Below are 20,753 nucleotides of genomic sequence, written 5' to 3' on the forward strand. Positions count from 1 at the left end.
TTATTGCCAGTCGCGGTGATAAGCACCGAGCGTGGTTTGGCTGCCTTCTGATAACTCGCCCAGCGCCTGCATCCAGGGTTCCTGCACGGCATACTGTTCAGGCGACGCCATGCAGCGATCGATCGCCTGACGCCACACTTTCGCGACCTGCGCGACATACGCTGGGCTGCGTTGACGTCCTTCAATTTTCACCGAGGCAATGTTGGCGCGCAGCAGTTCAGGCAGCAGCGACAAGGTGTTCAGGCTGGTGGGCTCTTCCAGTACGTGATAGAGCTGGTTATCCACTTCATAACGGCCTTTGCACAATGTGGGATAGCCAGCGCTCTCGTCGGGCGCGTAACGGTCAATCAGCACCTCATTCAGGCGTGATTCCATGCCTTTTGGCGTCTGCTGCCAGCGGACAAATTTCGCCGGCGAGCAGGCTCCCGCGCTGTTAGGCGACTCGCCGGTCAGCCAGGAAGAGAGGTAGCAGCGGCCTTCGGCCATAATGCACAGGCTACCGAAAGCGAAGACTTCAAGCGGTACCGGCGTTTCACGCGCCAGCTGTTTGACCTGATGCATCGATAGCACGCGTGGCAGCACCACGCGGCTGAGGTGAAAGTGACGATGATAAAAATGGATGGCCTGCAGATTGGTGGCGGAGGCCTGTACCGAAAGATGACGTTCAACCTGCGGATAGTGTTTTGCCGCGTACTCCAGCGTGGCAATATCCGCCAGAATCAACGCATCCGCGCCGTTCTGAGCGGCAACATCAATCGCGCTTTGCCAGCGATTAATGCCATCAGGATGGGCGAAGGTGTTGATTGCCACATGCAGTTTGCGGCGATGCTGATGCAGATAGCGCGCGGCTTCAGCCAGTTTCTTATCGGTAAAATTGAGGCCAGCAAAGTGGCGGGCATTGGTATCGTCTTTCAGGCCGACATACACCGCGTCAGCACCATGCTCCACCGCCGATTTCAGCGCAGGCAAATTCCCCGCCGGACACAGCAGTTCCATACATTTTCCTCCCCGGATTCTGAAGCCGAAGAGTGTAAATAACTGACCCGACAGCAATGTTGATTTAAGGCAGTGAAAGCGGCAATGATGATCGGGAGTGAAGGTTTTTCGTCCAGCCAGGTGGCGATTTCCTTGATCTCAGTGGAGGCGAAGCCGGTCAGATGTGGCAAAATAGATGAAATTTTCTGAAGGGAATGTCGATGATGTTTGCGCGCTTACGCGGTCTGATTGTTGAAAAAGGCCCAGAATTCCTTGCTTTACCTGTTTCCATTACCCCTTTCCCGCTAAAAAAAGCTATTCTGCAACAACTCCTAAACTGGCAATTTCGTCATGCTTTGTCTGAAGGTGAGTTAGACTTTCTGGAAGGGCGTTATCTGGGGATCGAGGTTGCCGATGTGAATCTGCGCTGGATCACCACTCTGCAAGCAGGGCGCCTGACCGTTTCACGTGACACCGAGGCTGATGTCTGGTTTCGCGGTGAAGCCAACGATCTGTTGCTGGTGGCAGCACGCAAAGCGGATCCCGATATGTTGTTCTTTCAACGCCGTTTGGTGATTGAAGGTGACACGGAGCTGGGACTTGAGGTGAAAAACCTAATGGATGCCATTGAACTGGATGCCATGCCCACGCCATTACGCACGGGATTGCAGCAGCTCGCTGCTTTTATTGAGGCAGGAATGAAACAGGACGCGAAGGCCGCTGAGGCGCGCGCGGGGATCTCATGTTAATTCGTACTGAAATTGGCGTCGATGCAGCAGGCATCGATAGCCTGTTAAAGCGCAGTTTTGCTACCGCCGCCGAAGCGGAGCTGATACAGCAACTGCGCGAAGATGGCTTGCTGACTCTCGGCGTGGTTGCCACGGATGATGAAGGCAAGGTGCTGGGTTATGCCGCTTTCAGTCCGGTGACCCTGCAAGGTGAAGACCGCAACTGGGTCGCTCTGGCGCCGCTCGCAGTGGATGAATCGGTGCGCAAACAGGGCATTGCTAAACAGCTGGTGTATGAAGGATTGGATTCACTGAATGAGTTCAGCTACAGCGCCGTGGTGGTGCTGGGCGATCCTGAGTTCTATAATCCACTCGGCTTTGAACCGGCGGCACGCCATGGTTTGCATTGTCGTTGGTTAGGTAGTGAAGCGGCCTTTCAGGTCTACAAACTGGCAGACGATGCGTTTGTCGGTGCCGAAGGGCTGATCGAATTCGCGCTGCCGTTTAATCGTTTCGACTAAACCAGGCAATCAAGCAGGGCGGCTGTTGTGCAACCAGCCGCAACTTTTGCGCGCGGCTAAGCTGCTTCACCTGGTATTCCAGACGTGACGCTGCGGCCCGATCACCCGCATCGCAGTGAAACACTAACGTAAGTGGACCTTTGCCGCGCAGTGAGCGCGCGCCGCGTCCCTGCTGATGCTGTTGCAGCCGACGATTAACATCGGTGGTGATGCCGGTATACAGCATGCCTGCGGCGGTTTGTAGCAGATAAAGCTGCCAGCCTTGTTCCATCATACTCATCCCGAAAATTAGCTGGCAGGCAGTGTAGCGCGCTTCAGGCCGCATCGCTATTCGCCGCACGGAGTCCGATTTTGTCCGACCATGCTCATCTGATTCGCTACTTAAAAAAACAGCATGTGCTGTCGTTATCTGCCAGCCACGGCGACGATCTGTGGTGCGCCAACTGCTTCTATGTGTTTGATGCCGCGAACATGGCGTTCTGGCTGATGACCGAGCCGGAGACGCGCCATGGCGCATTAATCCAGGCAAATCCGCGCGTGGCAGGCACGGTAAACGGCCAGCCGAAAAGCGTGCTGTTGATTAAAGGCGTACAGTATCGCGGCGTGATTCAGCTACTAAGCGGAGAAAGGGAAGCTCTGGCGCGTCGCGCCTATCAGAAGCGTTTTCCGGTGGCGAAGAAAGTCACTGCACCGCTGTGGGAAATCGTGCTCGACGAAGTGAAGATGACCGACAATGCGCTGGGCTTTGGCAAAAAGATTATCTGGACCCGGCCGTAGGGTCGCCATTCATGGCGACCTCAATGCGGGAAAAGATCAGGCCGCGTTTAAAATCCGCAGCGATTCGCGATTAAACGCGGGCAGGTCTTCAGGCGTACGGCTGGTGACTAACTTGTCATCATCCACCACCACTTCTATATCGTAAAAATCCGCACCCGCATTACGCAGATCGATAGCGATGGCTTTTACGCTGGTCATTTTGCGGCCGCGCACGCCGTTCGCGCTGATCAGCAGCTGCGGGCCGTGGCAAATGGCAAACACCGGCTTGCCGCTGGCGACAAACTCTTTAGTGAAGTTGACGAAGCGATCGTCGCCGCGCAGGGCATCGGGAGAGTGTCCGCCGGGCAGCAGCAGCGCATCGAACTCTGCTGCATTCACATCATCAATAGCCTTATCGATGTTGACCTCAGCTTTACCCTGCTTCCCTTTAACGATGTTTCCGGCCTTAAACTCGATGGTAACCACTTCGTGGCCCGCCTGGGTGTAAGCCTCCGCCGGTGAGGTAAACTCTGAGTCTTCAAATTCATCGGTAATCAGTACCGCTATTTTCTTGCTCATCTTTTTCCTCCATGTTGGTCACGAACCTTATGTTCGTTGCACTTCTAACCCAACAAGCCTGGTAGCCATGTCGCAAAACGCAAGCCAGTCGGCAATTCTCACGGGAGGTAAATTTTCGCTCCGGATCAAGTTTAGGCGATTTCCACATGGCGCAATGAAATGACCTGAATAACACTAAGGCCTATCCGCCGCGTATCCCAACGCGGCATCGTTATTCAGTTGAATACGGAATTCTGTCATGACCCAACTCTCTTCTCATGCCCCGGCGACACGCTTCGCCTGGTGGAAACCGCTGCTGTTCCTCGCCGTGGTGATGATCGGCCTGTGGTATGTCAAATGGCAGCCTTATTACGGCAAAGCTTTTACTGCTGCTGAAACGCACTCGATCGGTAAATCGATTCTGGCCAATGCGGCGGACTCGCCGTGGCGCGCGGCGCTTGATTACGCCATGGTCTATTTCCTCGCTGTGTGGAAAGCGGCCGTGCTCGGCGTGCTCCTCGGATCGCTGGTGCAGGTGCTGATTCCGCGCGCCTGGCTGCTGCGTCTGATGGGCAGCTCACGCTTTGGTTCGACGCTGATGGGCACTGGATTAGGTTTGCCAGGCATGATGTGCAGCTGCTGTGCGGCACCAGTGACCGCTGGCTTACGTCAGTCGCAGGTTTCCAGCGGTGCGGCGATGGCGTTCTGGCTGGCGAATCCGCTGCTCAATCCTGCCACGCTGATTTTTATGGGTTTTGTGCTCGGCTGGCATTTTGCGGCGATTCGGCTGGTGGCGGGTTTGATGATGGTGTTGGGCATCGCGTGGCTAGTGCAGCGCAGCGTGCCGGATCAAGGCGTTGCCGCGCCCGTTATCCCGGCCCGCGATGAGCAGCCGTTTCTGTCACGCTGGCTGCGTGTGATGTGGCGATTGTTCTGCAACACTATTCCGCTTTATATCATCGCGGTATTGTTGCTCGGCGCCGCGCGCGTTTGGCTGTTCCCGCACGCGGATGGCGCGGTGGGCAATACGCTGTTTTGGGTGATGTTGATGGCAATCGCCGGCTGCCTGTTTGTGATCCCCACCGCCGCGGAAATCCCGATTGTACAAACCATGATGCTGGCGGGCATGGGCGTTGCGCCCGCGCTGGCGTTATTAGTCACGCTGCCCGCCGTGAGTGTCCCTTCGTTATTGATGCTGCATCGCGCCTTTCCGGCACGGGCGCTGTGGATCGCGTTGATCGGCGTGGCAGGCAGCGGCATGCTGCTCGGCGTGCTCGCCTTGTGGCTGGCGTAACCACCAAATCTTCTGATTGCGGCTGCCGCGCCACAGCAGCCGCGCATCTTTCTCTGCTTCGATAAAGCGCCCGTCAATCAGCACATCAATTTCCTCCACCACTTCGCGCTGCGCCGCACTGAGTTCCGCCATTTCGTACCCAGTCCACAGCCAGATATCCTTATCCGGACATTCACGTCGCACGCGTTTCACCAGGCGACGTATATGCGGCACGTTGTGCGGATGCAGCGGATCGCCGCCGCTCAGCGACAAGCCCTGACGCGCAATGCGCCGATCGTTAAGATCGGCGATCAGCTGCTCTTCCATCGCCAGCGTAAACGGCACGCCGGAATCCAGCCGCCACGTACTTTGGTTGTAGCAGCCGCGACACTGATGTTCGCAGCCCGCGACAAACAGCGTGCAGCGCGTGCCGGGTCCGTTAACGATATCAACTGGATAATAGCCGTGGACGCGCATCATCCCAGTTTTCCTGTCTCCAGATGTTTAACGCGCCGCTGCACTTCTTGCTGCTTACCGGCGTTAAACGGACGTGCATCCGGGCTGCCGAGATAGCCGCACACGCGGCGCGTCACCGACACGCGCGCCGGATCGTGATTACCGCAATGCGGGCAGGTAAACCCTTTGCTGGTGCAGCTGAACTCGCCGCTAAAGCCGCATTCGTAGCACTCATCAATCGGCGTGTTGGTGCCGTAATAGGGCACACGGTGATAGCTGTAATCCCAGACATCTTCAAGCGCTTTGAGGTTGTGCTGGATGTTGGGATATTCGCCGTAACAGATGAATCCGCCGTTAGCGATGGCGGGATAGGGCGCTTCAAAGTCGATCTTGTCGTACGGATTGACCTTTTTCTCAACGTCGAGATGGAAGCTGTTGGTGTAATACCCTTTGTCGGTAACGCCCGCCACCACGCCAAATTCGGCGGCATCGAGGCGACAGAAGCGGTCGCACAGATTTTCGCTCGGCGTGCTGTACAAGCTGAAGCCGTAGCCGGTTTCCTCTTTCCACGCATCCACCGCCTGGCGCAGGTGCGTGACAATCGCCACGCCTTTTTCGCGCAGGTACTCGGCGTCATACGGATGCACTTCGTTGCCGCTCAGCGCATTTAGCGTCTCATGCAGGCCGATGTAGCCAAGGGAAATCGAGGCGCGGCCGTTGCGGAAAATGGCGCCCACTTCATCATCCGCTTTCAGGCGCACGCCGCAGGCGCCTTCCATATAGAGAATCGGCGCTACGCGCGCTTTGGTTTTTTCCAGCCGGGCGATACGCGTCATTAAGGCACGCTTCGCCAGCGCCAGACGTTCATCCAGCAAGCGCCAGAACTGCGCTTCATCGCCTTTGGCTTGCAGCGCGATACGCGGCAGATTGAGGCTAATAACGCCAATATTGTTGCGACCTTCGTGAATCTGCTCGCCGTTCTCCTCGTAGACGCCAAGGAAGCTGCGGCAGCCCATCGGCGTTTTAAACGAGCCGGTCACTTCCACCACTTTTTCGTAGTTGAGGATATCCGGATACATGCGTTTGCTGGCGCACTCCAGCGCCAGCTGCTTGATATCGTAATTAACATCGCCAGGCCGACGATTCACGCCTTCGCGGATAGCAAACACCAATTTCGGGAACACCGCGGTTTTATGATTTTTACCCAGTCCGGCAATGCGGTTGCGCAGAATGGATTGCTGGATCAGGCGTGCGGCCCAGTCAGTGCCAAGGCCAAAGCCAAAGGTGACAAACGGCGTCTGGCCGTTGGCAGTGTGTAGCGTATTCACTTCATACTCCAGCGACTGAAACGCGTCGTAGCACTCTTTCTCGGTGCGTACGCGCGCATAGGCTTCGGCATCCGGAATCTGCCACTCTTGCGCCACCGCGCGGTGTTTTTCCAGGCTGAGCGTAACGAACGGCGCCAACACTTCATCAATGCGGTTGATAGTGGTGCCGCCGTAAATGTGGCTGGCGACCTGCGCGATGATCTGCGCGGTCACCGCCGTGGCGGTGGCAATCGATTTGGGCGGCTCGATCTCGGCGTTGCCCATTTTAAAACCGTGGGTCAGCATGCCGTGCAGATCGATCAGCATGCAGTTAAACATCGGGAAGAACGGGGAATAGTCGAGATCGTGGTAGTGGATGTCGCCGCGTTCATGCGCCAACACCACATCGCGTGGCAAGAGTTGCTGCTGAGCGTAATGTTTGGCGACGATGCCGGCCAGCAGATCGCGCTGGGTAGGGATCACTTTGCTGTCTTTATTGGCATTTTCATTGAGCAGCGCGGCGTTGGTTTGCTCCACTAAGCCGCGGATGGCGTGATGCAGCTTACCGCGCTGCTCGCGTGCTAAATCGCGGTCATGGCGATATTCGATGTAGGCGCGCGCCAGCTGCGGCCAGCGTCCACTCATCAGCGTCTCTTCCACCGCACACTGAATGTCGCGGATATCCACTTCAGCCTTGTCAGCCATCTGTTGACTGACCTGCGCCGCCACTTGCGCGCACCACGCCGTATCATCGATTTGTGCCGCAGCGGCTGCCGCGTTGACTGCCGCCTCGATCCGCTGCGCATCAAACGGCACCCTGCAGCCGTCACGCTTAATCACCACCGTCGCCATTTCTTCTCCATGAAACTATATGTAGATAATTTTAAGGAGTGTAATCGCTATATATGGTGTTTGCGCTGAGATTAATCGCCAGCGGTTTGACCTACAACAAAGAAGCCACAACCAAGATTGAAAGCCGCGCAATGGTTAATCTGGCTAAAATACAAAAGTATTAACCCGCCTTGATTTCAGTTTGCGGCCACTTGCTTTGCAATGCGAAACAGGTTTAATGGGCCTTTTGCCCATTTTGGTCCGTTGTTTCATTTACAAGGATGCCCAGATGCCATTGCAAAGAACTCTGCTTGCCTGTTGTTTATCCATGACTTTTTCCGCCTTCGCCGCGCCGGCTGGAGATTTACCGCTGATGCCGTGGCCACAAAGCGTGGTGCAACCGAGCGGCGGCGGAGCGTATGCGTTAACACCGCAGCTCACGTTGCATATTTCGGGCGATCATCTGGAAGGTGCTGAATCGCGCTGGCGCGCGCGCATTGCGCGGCAAACCGGCTGGCCGCTGCTGCCGGCCAGCACATCCAGCGATCATCCCAGCATTCATGTACAAATCGCGCAGGCGGTTGATCCGATTCCCCAGCCAGACAGCGACGAAAGTTATCATCTGCTGGTTAACAGCGATGGCGTCTTACTGAAAGCCAACACGCGCTTTGGCGCGATGCGCGGCATGGAAACCGTGCTGCAGCTGATTGAAAACACCGAAAACGGCACCGAAATTCCCTACGTCACCATTGACGACAAACCGCGCTTCCCGTGGCGCGGCGTGCTGATCGATTCGGCGCGCCACTTCCTGCCGATTGAAACCGTGAAACGGCAAATCGACGGCATCGCCGCCGCGCGTATGAACGTGTTTCACTGGCACTTAACCGACGATCAAGGTTGGCGTTTTGCCTCCAGCCACTATCCGCAGCTGCAGGAGAAAGCCAGCGATGGCTTGTTCTATACGCAGCAGCAGATGCGCGATGTGGTGCGTTATGCCACGCAGCGCGGCGTACGCGTGGTACCGGAAATCGATCTGCCCGGCCATGCGTCGGCGATAGCGGTGGCGATGCCGGAGTTAATGAGCGCGCCGGGGCCGTATCAGATGGAGCGCGGCTGGGGCGTATTTAAGCCGCTGCTCGATCCCAGCAACGAAGCGGTATTCCGCTTTATCGACACCTTAATGGGCGAAGTGACGGCGATCTTCCCCGATCCCTACATCCACATTGGCGGTGATGAGGTCGATCCAACCCAGTGGAATGATTCCACGCGTATTCAGCAATTTATGCGCGATCACGGCCTGAAGGATACGCATGCGCTCCAAGCCTGGTTTAATCAGCGCGTTGAGAAAATCCTCGAAGCGCATCAGCGCCGCATGATCGGCTGGGATGAGGTTTACCATCCTGATCTGCCTAAAAGTATTCTGATTCAATCGTGGCAAGGACAGGATGCGTTGGGCACGGTGGCGAAAAACGACTTCCGCGGCATTCTCTCCACCGGTTTCTATCTCGATCAGCCGCAAACCGCCGCCTATCACTATCGCAATGAACCCTGGCCGCAGGGGCTTAACGGCGCGGATCAGGTGCAGGCAGGTGAGCAGACGCAGAGCTGGCAATTCACCATGCCGCGTTTGAAAGGCAGCGCGCTGAAAGGCAGCTTTACCCTGATTGAAGGGAAAAACGGCTGGCGCGGCTTTATTGATTTCAGCGGCAAAGCGCGTCGCATGGTCAGCGACGTTCACTGGCTGTCGCCAACGCAGCTGACGTTCAGCGTCGATACGTGGATGGGGCCGTTCCAGCCGACGGTGACGCTGACGCAAGACAAGCTGACCGGTTATATGCTGGTGGGCAACGTGCGCTATCCCGCAGAAGGCAGCAAGCTGACGCAGGTGCCAACCGGCATTGCGCCATCGCTGCCGACGCCGCAACAGATGCAGAACAACCTGATTGGCGGCGAAGCGGCGCTGTGGGCGGAGAACGTCAACAGCCGGGTGATCGACACGCGCCTGTGGCCGCGCGCCTTTGTGGTGGCGGAGCGGTTATGGTCGGCGCAGGATGTCACCGACAGCGATAATATGTATCAGCGCCTGAGCGCGGTGGATCGCTGGGGCACTATTTCTGTCGGCTTGCAGCAGCATCAGCAGGCTGAAGTGCAGATGATGCGACTGGCGAACAGCAGCGATATCACACCGCTGCGCATATTGGCCGAAGTGCTGGAGCCAGCGCAGTACTACACGCGCCAGCATCTGAAGTTCCAGGCGGGGCATTACGACTATTTTGAACCGCTCAATCGTTTGGCGGATGTGTTGCCTGCCGAGAGCAACGCGGTGCGTTTGCTGGATAAGCAGGTTGATCGCTTAATCGCTAATCGCGCCGATCACGCGGCGGCGCATGCTATCCGTCAGCAATTGCAGCGCTGGCAGAACAACAGCGATGCGGTGATGCCGCTAATTTTGGGCAGCTATCAGCTCAAGCCGCTGCAGCAGCAGGTGCAGCAAGTGGCGGAACTGAGCCGGATGGGACTGGATTTGGTCAATGCGCTGGAGCGTAATCAGGCGTATGGCGCAGGTGAAGTGGCGCAGATGCATACGCAACTGGATGCGGCAGCGCAGGTGCAGGATGAAACCGTGCTGGCGCTGGTGCGGCCATTGGAGAAGTTGTTGCGATCTTTTAAATAGATATTGTGCTGGCTGTCCCCCATCCCGGCCTTCCCCCGCTAGCGGGGGAAGGAGACGCTGCCACATGCAGCTTCATCACTGGCATGTGGCAGCATCTTCCTCCCCCATTTATGGGGGAGGACCGAGGAGGGGGACAGCCAGCACCAACCAACCAACCAAATCAACGACGTACCGCAATCGCCTCGATCTCAATCTTCACATCTTTCGGCAGGCGCGCCACTTCCACGCACGAACGCGCTGGGAAGCTGGCGTTGTGCTCGGTGAAGAACGCTTCATAGGTCGCGTTCACGGTGGCGAAGTCATTCAAATCCTTGACAAACACGGTGGTTTTCACGATATCGCCCACTTTCAGGCCGGCGGCTTCGACAATCGCTTTCACATTTTCCAGTGACTGGCGTGCCTGCGCGGAGACATCGTCGGCAACGGCGCCGGTGGCGGGATCAACTGGGATCTGGCCTGAAGTGATGATCATGCTGCCGAGATCCACGCCCTGCACGTAAGGGCCAATCGCTGCGGGTGCGTTTGAAGTACTGATTTCGCGAGACATTGTTTCTCCTTGAAAGTGCGCGGCCGACCGATGTCCGCCGCGAAATGAATCGTCCCATTATAGGGACGACGCGGGCGATTACCAGTGACCGAGCACCACGTGGCGCGCGAACTCTTTCTCGCAATATTTGCACTTCAGATGCACATCATCTTCGCGCTTTTTCACCGCAAAACTGGTGAATACCGGCTCGTTACGGCTGATGCAGTTGCTGTTCGGGCAGGTCAACACGCGGTCAATACGATCCGGCAAGGTGGGGGCGATCTTCGCCACCACTTCGTATTCGTCAATGCGGTTCACGGTGGCGAGCGGCGCATACACCGCCAGCTGATTGATCTGATCGTCGGTCAGGAAGGTATTTTCGATCTTGATCAGATCTTTGCGGCCCATCTCGCCCGACGGCAAGTTGAGGCCGATGGTGATGCGTTGATCGGTTTCGGTCAGACGAAACAGCGACAGTAACTTGAAGCCGACCTGCGCCGGGATATGGTCAATCACCGTGCCGCGTTTAATGGCTTCAACCTGCAATTTATTATCGTGTGTCATCGCTTTCTCCTTACAGTGCCAGTTCGCGATTCAGTACCAGCGCCAGCAGCGCCTGGCGAGCGAAGATGCCATTTCCAGCCTGCTGGAAATACCAGGCGTGCGGCGTGCTATCCACGTCGGTGGTGATCTCGTCGATACGCGGCAGCGGATGCAGCACTTTCATGTTGTCGCGCGCACCGGCTAAATCGGCGGCGCGCAGGATGAACTGTGCTTTGACGTTGGCGTATTCCGACGGATCGAGGCGCTCTTTCTGCACGCGCGTCATATACAGAATATCGAGTTGTGGCATTACTTCTTCGATGGTGTCGTGGCGCGACCAGGCAATATTCTGCTCATCCAGCATATCGGTGATGTACGACGGCATTGCCAGCGCATCCGGCGCGATAAAGAAGAAGCGGTTGCCATCGAACTTCGCCAGCGCCTGCGTCAGTGAATGCACGGTGCGGCCATATTTCAGGTCGCCGACCATTGCCACATTCAGGTTATCCAGGCGATTTTGCGTTTCGCGGATGGTGAAGAGATCGAGCAGCGTTTGCGTCGGATGCTGGTTGGCGCCATCACCGGCGTTGAGGATTGGAATGCCGCCGGAGAATTCCGTTGCCAGACGCGCCGCGCCTTCCTGCGGATGACGCATCACGATGGCATCAACGTAAGTACCAATCACCGAAATGGTATCGGCGAGAGTTTCGCCTTTCTTGCCGAGCGAGGTGTTGCTGCCGTCGGCGAAGCCCACCACCGACGCGCCGAGACGATGCATCGCGGTTTCAAACGACAAGCGCGTGCGCGTTGAAGCTTCAAAGAAGCAGCTGGCGATCACGTTGTGTTTCAGCAGCTCCGGCTGGGGATTGGCTTTCAGCTGGGCAGCGGTATGCAGCACCAGCTCCAGCTCGTCGCGGTTGAGATCGTTGATGGAAATAATGTGCTTGCGATATAGCGGGTTGGCCATAGCGTTCTCCTCTGCGCTGCCGGATTGCGGACAAAAAAAAGCCCCTGCTTAAGGGGCTTTTTTTACGATCGATTGATGACGGAAAGAAACAGATGCGCCGCCCGCTTTCAGGCGTCGTTGAGCGTCAAATTGTGCGCTGCGCTGTTGCATGTTTCCTCCGGCAAATTGGGCCGCATTATACGCATTCACTGATTTGCATCAAGCGGAAATCACGCACGAGGTAAACGTTTGCTTCCGCTGATCTCAGGGTTTACCCAAGGTCGCCACCATCACCGCTTTGATGGTGTGCATGCGGTTTTCAGCTTGATCAAACACAATACTGTGCGCCGATTCAAACACCTCATGACTCACTTCCATGCCATCGTGCAAACCATGTTGTTCTGCCATCTGGCGGCCCAGGGTGGTTTGGTCATCGTGGAAGGCGGGCAAGCAGTGCAGGAACTTCACCTGCGGATTGCCGGTTAACGCCAGCATCGCGCTGTTCACCTGATACGGACGCAGCAGGGCGATACGCTCTTCCCACACTGATTTGGCTTCGCCCATCGAGACCCACACATCAGTGTAGATGAAGTCGGCACCTTGCACGCCTTCGGCAATATCTTCTGTCAGGGTGATTTTGCCGCCGGTTTGCTGTGCGGCCACGCGGCACTGCTCCACCAACTCCTCTTCCGGCCAGCAGCCTTTTGGTGCTACCAAACGCAGATCCAAACCGACCAGCGCCGCCGCTTCCAGCATGCTGTTACCCATGTTGTTGCGCGCATCGCCGACGTAAACCAGTGTCATTTCATGTAGCGATTTGCCGGGCAGATGCTCCTGCATGGTCAGCAAGTCGGCCAGCAATTGCGTAGGGTGAAATTCGGTGGTGAGGCCGTTCCACACCGGCACGCCGGCGAATTCAGCCAAGGTTTCCACCAATTCCTGACCGTAACCGCGATATTGAATGCCGTCATACATGCGTCCCAGCACGCGCGCGGTGTCTTTCATCGACTCTTTATGGCCGATTTGGCTGCCGCTTGGGCCGAGATAGGTGACGTTAGCGCCCTGATCGTAAGCGGCAACTTCGAAAGAGCATCGGGTACGAGTCGAGTCTTTTTCGAAGATGAGCGCGATGTTTTTGCCTTTCAGGAACTGCGTTTCGCTGGCATTTTTCTTTGCGTGTTTTAATTCACCTGCCAGACTCAGCAGAGAATCGATCTCATTGGGGGTGAAATCCAGTAATCTCAGGAAATGTCTTTGATACAGCTGACTCATACAGCGCTCCAGATGCCCACATTAAAATGAATTTAAATTCAATCTAACCGTATGAATATGCATTTTCAACCCCGGCGTTAAGAAACTTGTTGTTTTGTGTAGTGGCGCGCGAGGCAGTGTGGGAAAATAATTGAATTCAGCCGAATATTTGAGGACACACCCATGGCATATGAAGCATTGCTGGAAGAACAGCGCGAAGAGACGCGACTGATCATTGAAGAGTTGCTGGAAGACGGCAGCGATCCAGATGCGCTTTACACTATTGAGCATCATCTCTCCTGCAACAACTTCGACTCGCTGGAGAAGGTCGCGGTTGATGCCTTCAAGCTGGGCTACGAAGTGAGCGAGCCAGAAGAGCTGGAGCTGGAAGACGGCACCACCGTAATGTGTGTGGATATTCTGAGCGAAGGCGCTTTGAAGCCAGAGCTGATTGATGCGCAGGTTGAGCAGCTGGTGAATCTGGCGGGCAGCTACAACGTCGATTACGACGGTTGGGGCACCTACTTTGAAGATCCTGATGCCGAAGATGAAGACGACGATGGCGAGTTCATCGACGACGAAGAAGACAACGGTGTGCGTCACTAAGCATGACTGGGCGGCGCTCGCCGCCCTGAAACGTTTCCCCGTAAGACAAAAGACTGCCAATGAATTACGCTCCGCTATTAGAACCAATCTATCAATTCCTGCATTGCCGCACGCCACACGCGTGGATTGATGAAGCGCGCAAGCCGGAAAATCTGACGTTGCTGCTCACCGATCATATGGTTTGCGAATTGAAGGCCGCGCAAACCGCGGTGTTTATCATCCGTAAATACGTGGCGGATAAGCCGAGTGGTGATGCCATTCTGGCGTGGCTCAAGCCGTATGAAGATTTTATCTACCGCGACGAGCAGGACAGTAACTTCATCAATGCCCACAAGAATCTGACTAAAAGCATCATCGTGCGCAACGAGCTGCCATGGGCCGACGATTTGGTGGAGATGATGGTGCTGCTGGTGAAAGAGGAGCTGCATCACTTCTACCAGGTGTGGGAAATCATGCAGTCGCGCGGTTTGCCGTATCGCAAAATCACCGCCAGCCGCTATGCCAAAGGTTTGATTCGCGAAATTCGCACATACGAGCCGGAAGCGCTGGTGGATAAGCTGATTTGCGGAGCGTACATCGAAGCGCGTTCCTGCGAGCGTTTCGCCAGCCTGGCGCCGTATCTGGATGAGCAGCTGGAGAAGTTCTATATTTCGCTGCTGCGCTCGGAAGCACGTCACTATCAGGATTACCTGAAGCTGGCGCAGCAGATTTCGCCGAAGGAGATTGCGCCGCGCGTGCAGGTGTTTGGCGAGGCAGAAGCGCGCTTAATCAGCGAGCCGGATGGCGAGTTACGCTTTCATAGCGGGGTGCCGGCGGTTTAGGTTTGTGCCCGCTGTCCCCCTCCTCGGTCCTCCCCCATAAATGGGGGAGGAAGATGCTGCCACATGCCAGTGATGAAGCTGCATGTGGCAGCATCTCCTTCCCCCGCATGCGGGGGAAGGCCGGGATGGGGGACAGCGAGCACATCACAGCCAGCACAGCACATCACAGCACCTTCAGCATCCGCACTTCACAATCCACATGCCCGGTACAACCCATCGCGCTATCAATCAGCTCGAACCCCAACGACTCATACAACTTAATCGCACGCGTCAAACTGCCGGTGGTTTCCAGATAGCAGCGCTGAAAACCCTGCTGACGGGCGAATTCCATGGCGCGCAGCGCCAGATCGCGCGCCAGACCTAAGCCGCGCACCTGCGGCAGGAAATACATTTTCTGCAGCTCGCAGATATCCGGCGCGCTGCAGGCCAGCGGTGCAACGCCGCCGCCGCCCACCACCACACCGTCATGTTCCACAATCCAGTAAGCACTGTTGGCTTCGCTGTAGAGTTCGAACAGGCGATCGAGATTGGGATCGGACACGGTGTAGCCTTTATCCGCCGTCAGGCCAAATTCAGCTGACACATCACGGATCACCTGCGCGATCAGCGGGTTATCGGCGGCTGTAATGGGGCGCACCTGTAAATTGATGGGAGCGTCGGTGGTCATCATTATCTTCCGGTATAAAAAAGCCGGGCAGTGCCCGGCTTCGATTAAGCAGTTGGACTGAAGCGCTTACAATGCCGCAATCACGCCCTGCTGTTCAAACAGTTTTGCTTTTGATTGCTCAAGCTCAGCCACGCGCTCACGCTCTTTCGCGACAACCGCTTCCGGCGCACGTGAGACAAAGCCTTCGTTCGCCAGCTTGGTCTGGATCTTCTCGATTTCGACATCAAGTTTCACCAGCTCTTTCGCCAGACGCTCCAGCTCGGCTTCTTTGTTCACCAAATCCGCCATTGGGATCAGCAACTCAGCGCCTTCAACAATCTTGGTGACCGAAACCGGACCTTTCTCACCCGCCGGCAGAATGGTCAGGCTTTCCAGACGCGCCAGACGCGACAGGAAGGTGCGGTTCTCTTCGACGCGACGCTGAGCGGCGGCAGAGCAGTCACGCAGCAGCACGTCGAGCGGCTTGCTTGGTGCGATGTTCATCTCAGCACGGATATTACGCACCGCGACGATCGCCTGCTTCATCCACTCGATATCGGCCTGCGCCTCGGCATCCTCTTTCGCCACGTCATACTGCGGGAACGGCTGCAGCATGATGGTATCGTGATCGATGTTTTTCAGGCCTTTCACACGCTGCCAGATGGTTTCGGTGATGTAAGGAATGATCGGATGCGCCAGACGCAGCAGCGCTTCCAGCACGGTGACCAGCGTATTACGCGTACCGCGCAGTTCCGCTTCGCTACCGCTGGTCATCACCGGCTTGGTCAGCTCCAGATACCAGTCACAGAACTGGTTCCAGGTGAAGTCGTACAGAATGTTAGCCGCGATATCAAAGCGATAGTTATCCAGCGCTTCACGGTAGGCTTTCACGCTGCGGTTGAATTCGCTCAGGATCCAGCGATCCGCCAGCGACAGCTTCATTTCGCCGCCGTTTTGGCCGCAATCCTGCTCTTCGGTATTCATCAGCACGAAGCGGCTGGCGTTCCACAGCTTGTTGCAGAAGTTGCGGTAGCCTTCGAGACGCTTCATATCCCAGTTGATGTCACGACCGGTAGAAGCCAGCGCGGCGAGGGTGAAGCGCAGCGCATCGGTACCTGAAGGCACGATGCCGTCCGGGAACTGCTTCTCGGTACGTTTGCGGATCTTCTCGGCCAGCTGCGGCTGCATCATGTTGCCGGTACGTTTCTCCAGCAGATCTTCCAGCGAAATGCCGTCAATCATATCCAGCGGATCGATGACGTTGCCTTTCGACTTGGACATCTTCTGGCCTTCTTCATCACGGATCAAACCGGTCATATAAACGGTTTTGAACGGCACCTGCGGCTTGCCGTTTTCATCTTTGATGAAGTGCATGGTCAGCATGATCATGCGGGCAATCCAGAAGAAGATGATGTCGAAGCCGCTCACCAACACGCTGGTTGGATGGAAGGTACGCAGCGCTTCGGTGTTTTCCGGCCAGCCCAGGGTGGAGAAGGTCCACAGACCGGACGAGAACCAGGTATCCAGCACGTCGTCGTCCTGGCGCAGCGCCACGTCGGCAGCCAGATTGTTTTCCTGACGCACTTCGTCTTCGGTACGGCCAACATAGACGTTGCCGTCGTTGTCGTACCACGCCGGAATGCGGTGTCCCCACCACAGCTGACGTGAAATACACCAATCCTGAATGTCACGCATCCATGAGAAGTACATGTTTTCGTACTGCTTCGGTACGAACTGGATGTCGCCGTTTTCTACCGCTTCAACCGCGACTTTCGCCAGCGGTGCGGTGCGCACATACCATTGGTCGGTCAGCATTGGCTCGATGACTACGCCGCCGCGATCGCCGTAAGGCACCGTCAGGTCGTGTGGTTTGATCTCTTCCAGCAGGCCGATCTCATCAACGGCAGCAACAATCGCTTTACGCGCGGCGAAACGCTCCATTTTCTGGAACTGTGCCGGGATGTCGTCTGCGCACTCATCGCTGACTTCACCATTGGTGTCGAACACTTCCGCGCGCTCGCGGATGTCGCCATCAAAGGTCAGAATATTGATCATCGGCAGCTTATGACGACGACCCACTTCGTAGTCGTTGAAGTCATGCGCTGGCGTGATCTTCACGCAGCCGGTGCCTTTTTCCATGTCAGCGTGTTCATCGCCAACGATCGGAATACGACGGTTCACCAGCGGCAGGATCAGCTCTTTGCCGATCAGATCTTTATAACGCGGATCTTCCGGGTTAACTGCCACGCCGGTATCGCCCAGCAGGGTTTCCGGACGCGTGGTCGCCACCACCAGATAATCTTTGCCTTCAGCGGTTTTCACGCCGTCAGCCAGCGGATAGCGGATGTGCCACATCGAGCCTTTGCTCTCGCGGTTTTCCACTTCCAGATCGGAGATTGCGGTACGCAGTTTTGGATCCCAGTTCACCAGGCGCTTGCCGCGGTAAATCAGGTTCTCTTTATACAGGCGGACAAACACTTCGCGCACTGCGTTGGACAGACCTTCGTCCATGGTGAAGCGCTCGCGCTCCCAGTCAACCGAGTTGCCGAGACGACGCATCTGGCGAGTAATGGTGCCGCCGGATTCCGCTTTCCACTGCCAGATTTTGTCGATGAACGCATCGCGGCCGTAATCCTGGCGCGTTTTGCCCTCTTCAGCGGCGATTTTGCGTTCTACCACCATCTGCGTGGCGATACCGGCGTGATCGGTACCGGCCTGCCACAAGGTATTTTTACCCTGCATGCGCTGGTAGCGAATCATGGTATCCATGATGGTCTGCTGGAAAGCGTGACCCATATGCAAGCTGCCGGTGACGTTCGGCGGCGGGATCATGATGCAAAAGCTTTCCTGGCTGGTATCGCCATTCGGTTTAAAGTAGCCCTGCTGTTCCCAGTGCTCGTAGAGCGGCTGCTCGATATCTTGCGGGTTATATGTCTTTTCCATTTCTACACTGTCGTTTGCGGCGAGGGTGGTGGCGCCGTATTCAATTGGAAACCAACGCTGCGATAGGCTTTGTAGCGATCGCGCGCCAGTTGTTTTAGGGATTCTTCATAAGGAACGAAGTCTATCACTTCATGGAAACCAGTAGCAAAATCTGCGAACTGTGGCAGAAGGCTGATCAGCAGATCGCGCGGTGAACTGCCGCGACGCTGCGGCCAGGCCAGCTCAACCGGTGCGCCGTAGCGCGGGCCTTCTCCTGCCAGGTTGTGCGGCACAAAGGCGTTAGCCGGCAGCTGCCAAAGTGCTTCATCCAGCCGATTGGCTTGTTCTTCGTTTTCGCAGGCAATCAGGATGCGTTTGCCGTCACGCCAGCGTGTTTCGGCAAGAGAGCACACCAACGCTTCGATGGCGGTTAGGCCGTCGTCGGCGCTCTCAGACTCCATCACATAGAAAGTGGCGTTTTTCATGGGATCCTTTGGATAGAAGGGGGATTGCTGCCCCCCATCCCGGCCTTCCCCCACAAGTGGGGGAAGGAGACGCTGCCACATGCAGCTTCATCACTGACATGTGGCAGCATCTTCCTCCCCCATTTATGGGGGAGGACCGAGGAGGGGGACAGCAACGACCAAATCAATCGTCGCCGTTCAACCCTGCGCGATTCAGCAGGAACTGCGACAGCAGCGGTACCGGACGGCCGGTTGCGCCTTTGGCTTTACCGGAACGCCATGCGGTACCGGCGATATCCAAATGCGCCCAGTTAAACTTACGCGCAAAGCGCGCGAGGAAGCAGGCGGCGGTAATCGCACCGCCAGGACGGCCGCCAATATTCGCCATATCAGCAAAGTTGGATTCCAGCTGCTCCTGATACTCATCCGCCATCGGCAGACGCCAGGCGCGGTCGCCGGACTGTTCAGATGCGCTGATCAGCTCGTGCGCCAGCGGATTGTGATTCGACATCAAACCGCTAACGTGATGACCCAGCGCAATCACGCAGGCGCCGGTCAGCGTGGCCACGTCAATCACCACTTCTGGCTCGAAGCGTTCAACGTAGGTCAGCGCATCGCACAGCACCAGACGGCCTTCCGCATCGGTATTCAGCACTTCAACGGTTTGACCTGACATGGTGGTCAATACGTCGCCCGGACGCATCGATTTACCATCTGGCATGTTTTCACAGCCCACCAGCACGCCCACCACGTTCAGCGGCAGATTCAGTTCCGCCACCATGCGCATTACGCCGTACACGGACGCCGCGCCGCACATGTCGTACTTCATCTCATCCATGGAATCGGCCGGTTTGATCGAGATGCCGCCGGAGTCAAAGGTTAAGCCTTTGCCGACCAGCACGATAGGACGCGCTTCTGGATCGTTATTGCCTTTGTACTCAATCACCGACATCAGCGATTCATTGTGCGAACCCGCACCGACCGCCAGGTAGGCATTCATCCCCAACTCTTTCATCTGCTGCTCGCCGATGACGCGGGTGGTGACATTTTTGCTGTACGCATCCGCCAACTGACGCGCCTGCGACGCCAGATACGCGGCGTTACAAATATTTGGCGGCATATTGCTGAGGTCTTTGGCGGCTTTCACACCGGCAGCCACGGCTAAACCGTGCTGAATGGCACGTTCGCCGCTGGTGAGTTCACGGCGGGTCGGCACGTTGAACACCAGCTTACGCAGCGGACGACGCGGCTCGACTTTGTTGCTTTTCAGCTGATCAAAGTTGTAGAGCGCTTCTTTAGAGGTTTCGACCGCCTGACGCACTTTCCAGTAAGTATTGCGACCTTTGACGTGCAGTTCAGTCAGGAAGCACACCGCTTCCATCGAACCGGTATCATTCAAGGTATTGATTGTCTTCTGAATCACCTGCTTGTACTGGCGCTCATCCAGTTCGCGCTCTTTACCGCAGCCGATCAGCAGGATGCGCTCGGAGAGGATATTCGGCACATGGTGCAGCAGCAGCGTTTGGCCCACTTTTCCTTCCAGTTCACCGCGGCGCAGCAGGGCGCTGATGTAGCCATCGCTGATTTTATCCAGCTGCTCAGCAATGGGTGACAAACGGCGCGGTTCGAAAACGCCAACAACAATGCAGGCGCTACGCTGTTTTTCCGGGCTACCGCTTTTTACACTGAACTCCATGCACTCTCCTGAATCTTAAAGACAACGGCCTTGGCTGTCGTTAGAATGTAGCGCGCTCGTAACTCATTAATTCGTTACGACGCCATGACAATTCAACGCCGGTAGTCATAATGAGTTGTGGTGACAAGTATGTTGTTTTTTCACCACGCTAACGCGTTCGTCATACTATTTTAGCTACGATGACGGCCATTGATGAAGAAAAATGGCTGATAAGCGTTGAAACTAGCGATTTTCCTGCAAAAAGACAAGTTAT

Annotated in this window: 20 protein-coding genes; 7 read left to right on the forward strand and 13 right to left on the reverse strand. The window is 56.3% G+C overall.

Annotated features, from left to right (window positions below; genetic code table 11):
- Positions 1 to 996 (reverse strand): peptidase U32 family protein, encoded by a 996-nt coding sequence (locus HX773_RS01900; RefSeq protein ID WP_176970194.1) that lies wholly within the window; start codon positions 994 to 996, stop codon positions 1 to 3.
- A gap of 203 nt (positions 997 to 1,199) precedes the next feature.
- On the opposite strand from HX773_RS01900, the gene HX773_RS01905 reads away from it, so the two are divergent.
- The gene (locus HX773_RS01905) at positions 1,200 to 1,724 is read left to right on the forward strand and encodes an SCP2 domain-containing protein (RefSeq protein ID WP_036648365.1); all 525 of its coding nucleotides are present in this window, start codon (positions 1,200 to 1,202) and stop codon (positions 1,722 to 1,724) included.
- Complete coding sequence (locus HX773_RS01910; RefSeq protein WP_176970195.1) at positions 1,718 to 2,224, forward strand: GNAT family N-acetyltransferase; 507 nt, start codon at positions 1,718 to 1,720, stop codon at positions 2,222 to 2,224. Before HX773_RS01905 ends, HX773_RS01910 begins: the two co-directional genes overlap by 7 nt.
- Here HX773_RS01910 and HX773_RS01915 read toward each other — a convergent pair.
- The gene (locus tag HX773_RS01915; RefSeq protein WP_176970224.1) at positions 2,208 to 2,495 is read right to left on the reverse strand and encodes a GIY-YIG nuclease family protein; all 288 of its coding nucleotides are present in this window, start codon (positions 2,493 to 2,495) and stop codon (positions 2,208 to 2,210) included. The genes HX773_RS01910 and HX773_RS01915 overlap by 17 nt on opposite strands.
- Before the next feature lie 80 nt (positions 2,496 to 2,575).
- On the opposite strand from HX773_RS01915, the gene HX773_RS01920 reads away from it, so the two are divergent.
- Entirely contained in the window at positions 2,576 to 3,001 is a 426-nt protein-coding gene (locus tag HX773_RS01920) for a YhbP family protein (protein ID WP_176970196.1), read from the forward strand.
- Between the two features lie 36 nt (positions 3,002 to 3,037).
- Here the strand turns inward: HX773_RS01920 and HX773_RS01925 are convergent, their stop codons facing one another.
- Positions 3,038 to 3,559, reverse strand: coding sequence for a type 1 glutamine amidotransferase domain-containing protein (locus HX773_RS01925; protein WP_176970197.1), 522 nt, complete (start codon positions 3,557 to 3,559; stop codon positions 3,038 to 3,040).
- Positions 3,560 to 3,797: 238 nt separating this feature from the next.
- Here HX773_RS01925 and HX773_RS01930 point away from each other — a divergent pair, with 238 nt between their 5' ends.
- Positions 3,798 to 4,832 carry a permease gene (locus HX773_RS01930; protein WP_176970198.1) on the forward strand — a complete coding sequence of 345 codons (1,035 nt, stop codon included), beginning with the start codon at positions 3,798 to 3,800 and terminating at the stop codon, positions 4,830 to 4,832.
- On the opposite strand, the gene nrdG is transcribed toward HX773_RS01930, so the two are convergent.
- On the reverse strand, positions 4,725 to 5,291 hold the full coding sequence (gene nrdG, locus HX773_RS01935) for an anaerobic ribonucleoside-triphosphate reductase-activating protein (protein WP_176970199.1): 567 nt from the start codon (positions 5,289 to 5,291) through the stop codon (positions 4,725 to 4,727). The genes HX773_RS01930 and nrdG overlap by 108 nt on opposite strands.
- The gene (nrdD, locus tag HX773_RS01940; protein ID WP_176970200.1) at positions 5,288 to 7,426 is read right to left on the reverse strand and encodes an anaerobic ribonucleoside-triphosphate reductase; all 2,139 of its coding nucleotides are present in this window, start codon (positions 7,424 to 7,426) and stop codon (positions 5,288 to 5,290) included. Before nrdD ends, nrdG begins: the two co-directional genes overlap by 4 nt.
- Positions 7,427 to 7,694: 268 nt before the next feature.
- Here nrdD and HX773_RS01945 point away from each other — a divergent pair, with 268 nt between their 5' ends.
- Positions 7,695 to 10,079, forward strand: a complete 2,385-nt coding sequence (locus tag HX773_RS01945; RefSeq protein WP_176970201.1) for a beta-N-acetylhexosaminidase — start codon at positions 7,695 to 7,697, stop codon at positions 10,077 to 10,079.
- Between the two features lie 160 nt (positions 10,080 to 10,239).
- Here HX773_RS01945 and ridA read toward each other — a convergent pair whose 3' ends face one another.
- The 4 genes from ridA to argF all read right to left on the reverse strand — a co-directional run bounded on the left by ridA (position 10,240) and on the right by argF (position 13,366).
- A complete protein-coding gene (gene ridA / locus HX773_RS01950) occupies positions 10,240 to 10,626 on the reverse strand; it encodes a 2-iminobutanoate/2-iminopropanoate deaminase (protein ID WP_061718232.1) in 387 nt (128 codons plus the stop codon).
- A gap of 78 nt (positions 10,627 to 10,704) precedes the next feature.
- The gene (gene pyrI / locus HX773_RS01955; RefSeq protein WP_007886734.1) at positions 10,705 to 11,169 is read right to left on the reverse strand and encodes an aspartate carbamoyltransferase regulatory subunit; all 465 of its coding nucleotides are present in this window, start codon (positions 11,167 to 11,169) and stop codon (positions 10,705 to 10,707) included.
- Between the two features lie 10 nt (positions 11,170 to 11,179).
- Positions 11,180 to 12,115 carry an aspartate carbamoyltransferase gene (pyrB, locus tag HX773_RS01960; RefSeq protein ID WP_176970202.1) on the reverse strand — a complete coding sequence of 312 codons (936 nt, stop codon included), beginning with the start codon at positions 12,113 to 12,115 and terminating at the stop codon, positions 11,180 to 11,182.
- Positions 12,116 to 12,358: 243 nt separating this feature from the next.
- Positions 12,359 to 13,366 (reverse strand): ornithine carbamoyltransferase, encoded by a 1,008-nt coding sequence (argF, locus tag HX773_RS01965; protein ID WP_176970203.1) that lies wholly within the window; start codon positions 13,364 to 13,366, stop codon positions 12,359 to 12,361.
- A 162-nt stretch (positions 13,367 to 13,528) separates the two neighbouring features.
- Between argF and rraB the strand changes: the two genes are divergently transcribed.
- Positions 13,529 to 13,951, forward strand: coding sequence for a ribonuclease E inhibitor RraB (gene rraB / locus HX773_RS01970; RefSeq protein WP_008104254.1), 423 nt, complete (start codon positions 13,529 to 13,531; stop codon positions 13,949 to 13,951).
- Positions 13,952 to 14,010: 59 nt separating this feature from the next.
- Positions 14,011 to 14,772: a tRNA-(ms[2]io[6]A)-hydroxylase gene (locus tag HX773_RS01975; RefSeq protein ID WP_176970204.1), complete on the forward strand. Its 762-nt coding sequence runs from the start codon at positions 14,011 to 14,013 to the stop codon at positions 14,770 to 14,772.
- A gap of 163 nt (positions 14,773 to 14,935) precedes the next feature.
- On the opposite strand, the gene HX773_RS01980 is transcribed toward HX773_RS01975, so the two are convergent.
- The 4 genes from HX773_RS01980 to pepA form a co-directional block, all read right to left on the reverse strand.
- On the reverse strand, positions 14,936 to 15,439 hold the full coding sequence (locus HX773_RS01980; RefSeq protein ID WP_176970205.1) for a GNAT family N-acetyltransferase: 504 nt from the start codon (positions 15,437 to 15,439) through the stop codon (positions 14,936 to 14,938).
- Positions 15,440 to 15,505: 66 nt separating this feature from the next.
- Complete coding sequence (locus HX773_RS01985; protein ID WP_176970206.1) at positions 15,506 to 18,361, reverse strand: valine--tRNA ligase; 2,856 nt, start codon at positions 18,359 to 18,361, stop codon at positions 15,506 to 15,508.
- A gap of 2 nt (positions 18,362 to 18,363) precedes the next feature.
- On the reverse strand, positions 18,364 to 18,825 hold the full coding sequence (locus tag HX773_RS01990) for a DNA polymerase III subunit chi (RefSeq protein WP_176970207.1): 462 nt from the start codon (positions 18,823 to 18,825) through the stop codon (positions 18,364 to 18,366).
- A gap of 163 nt (positions 18,826 to 18,988) precedes the next feature.
- Complete coding sequence (pepA, locus tag HX773_RS01995) at positions 18,989 to 20,500, reverse strand: leucyl aminopeptidase (RefSeq protein ID WP_176970208.1); 1,512 nt, start codon at positions 20,498 to 20,500, stop codon at positions 18,989 to 18,991.
- Positions 20,501 to 20,753 lie beyond the last annotated feature (253 nt).

Origin of the sequence: Pantoea sp. B9002, assembly GCF_013385945.1 — a bacterium.
Lineage (GTDB): Bacteria > Pseudomonadota > Gammaproteobacteria > Enterobacterales > Enterobacteriaceae > Pantoea.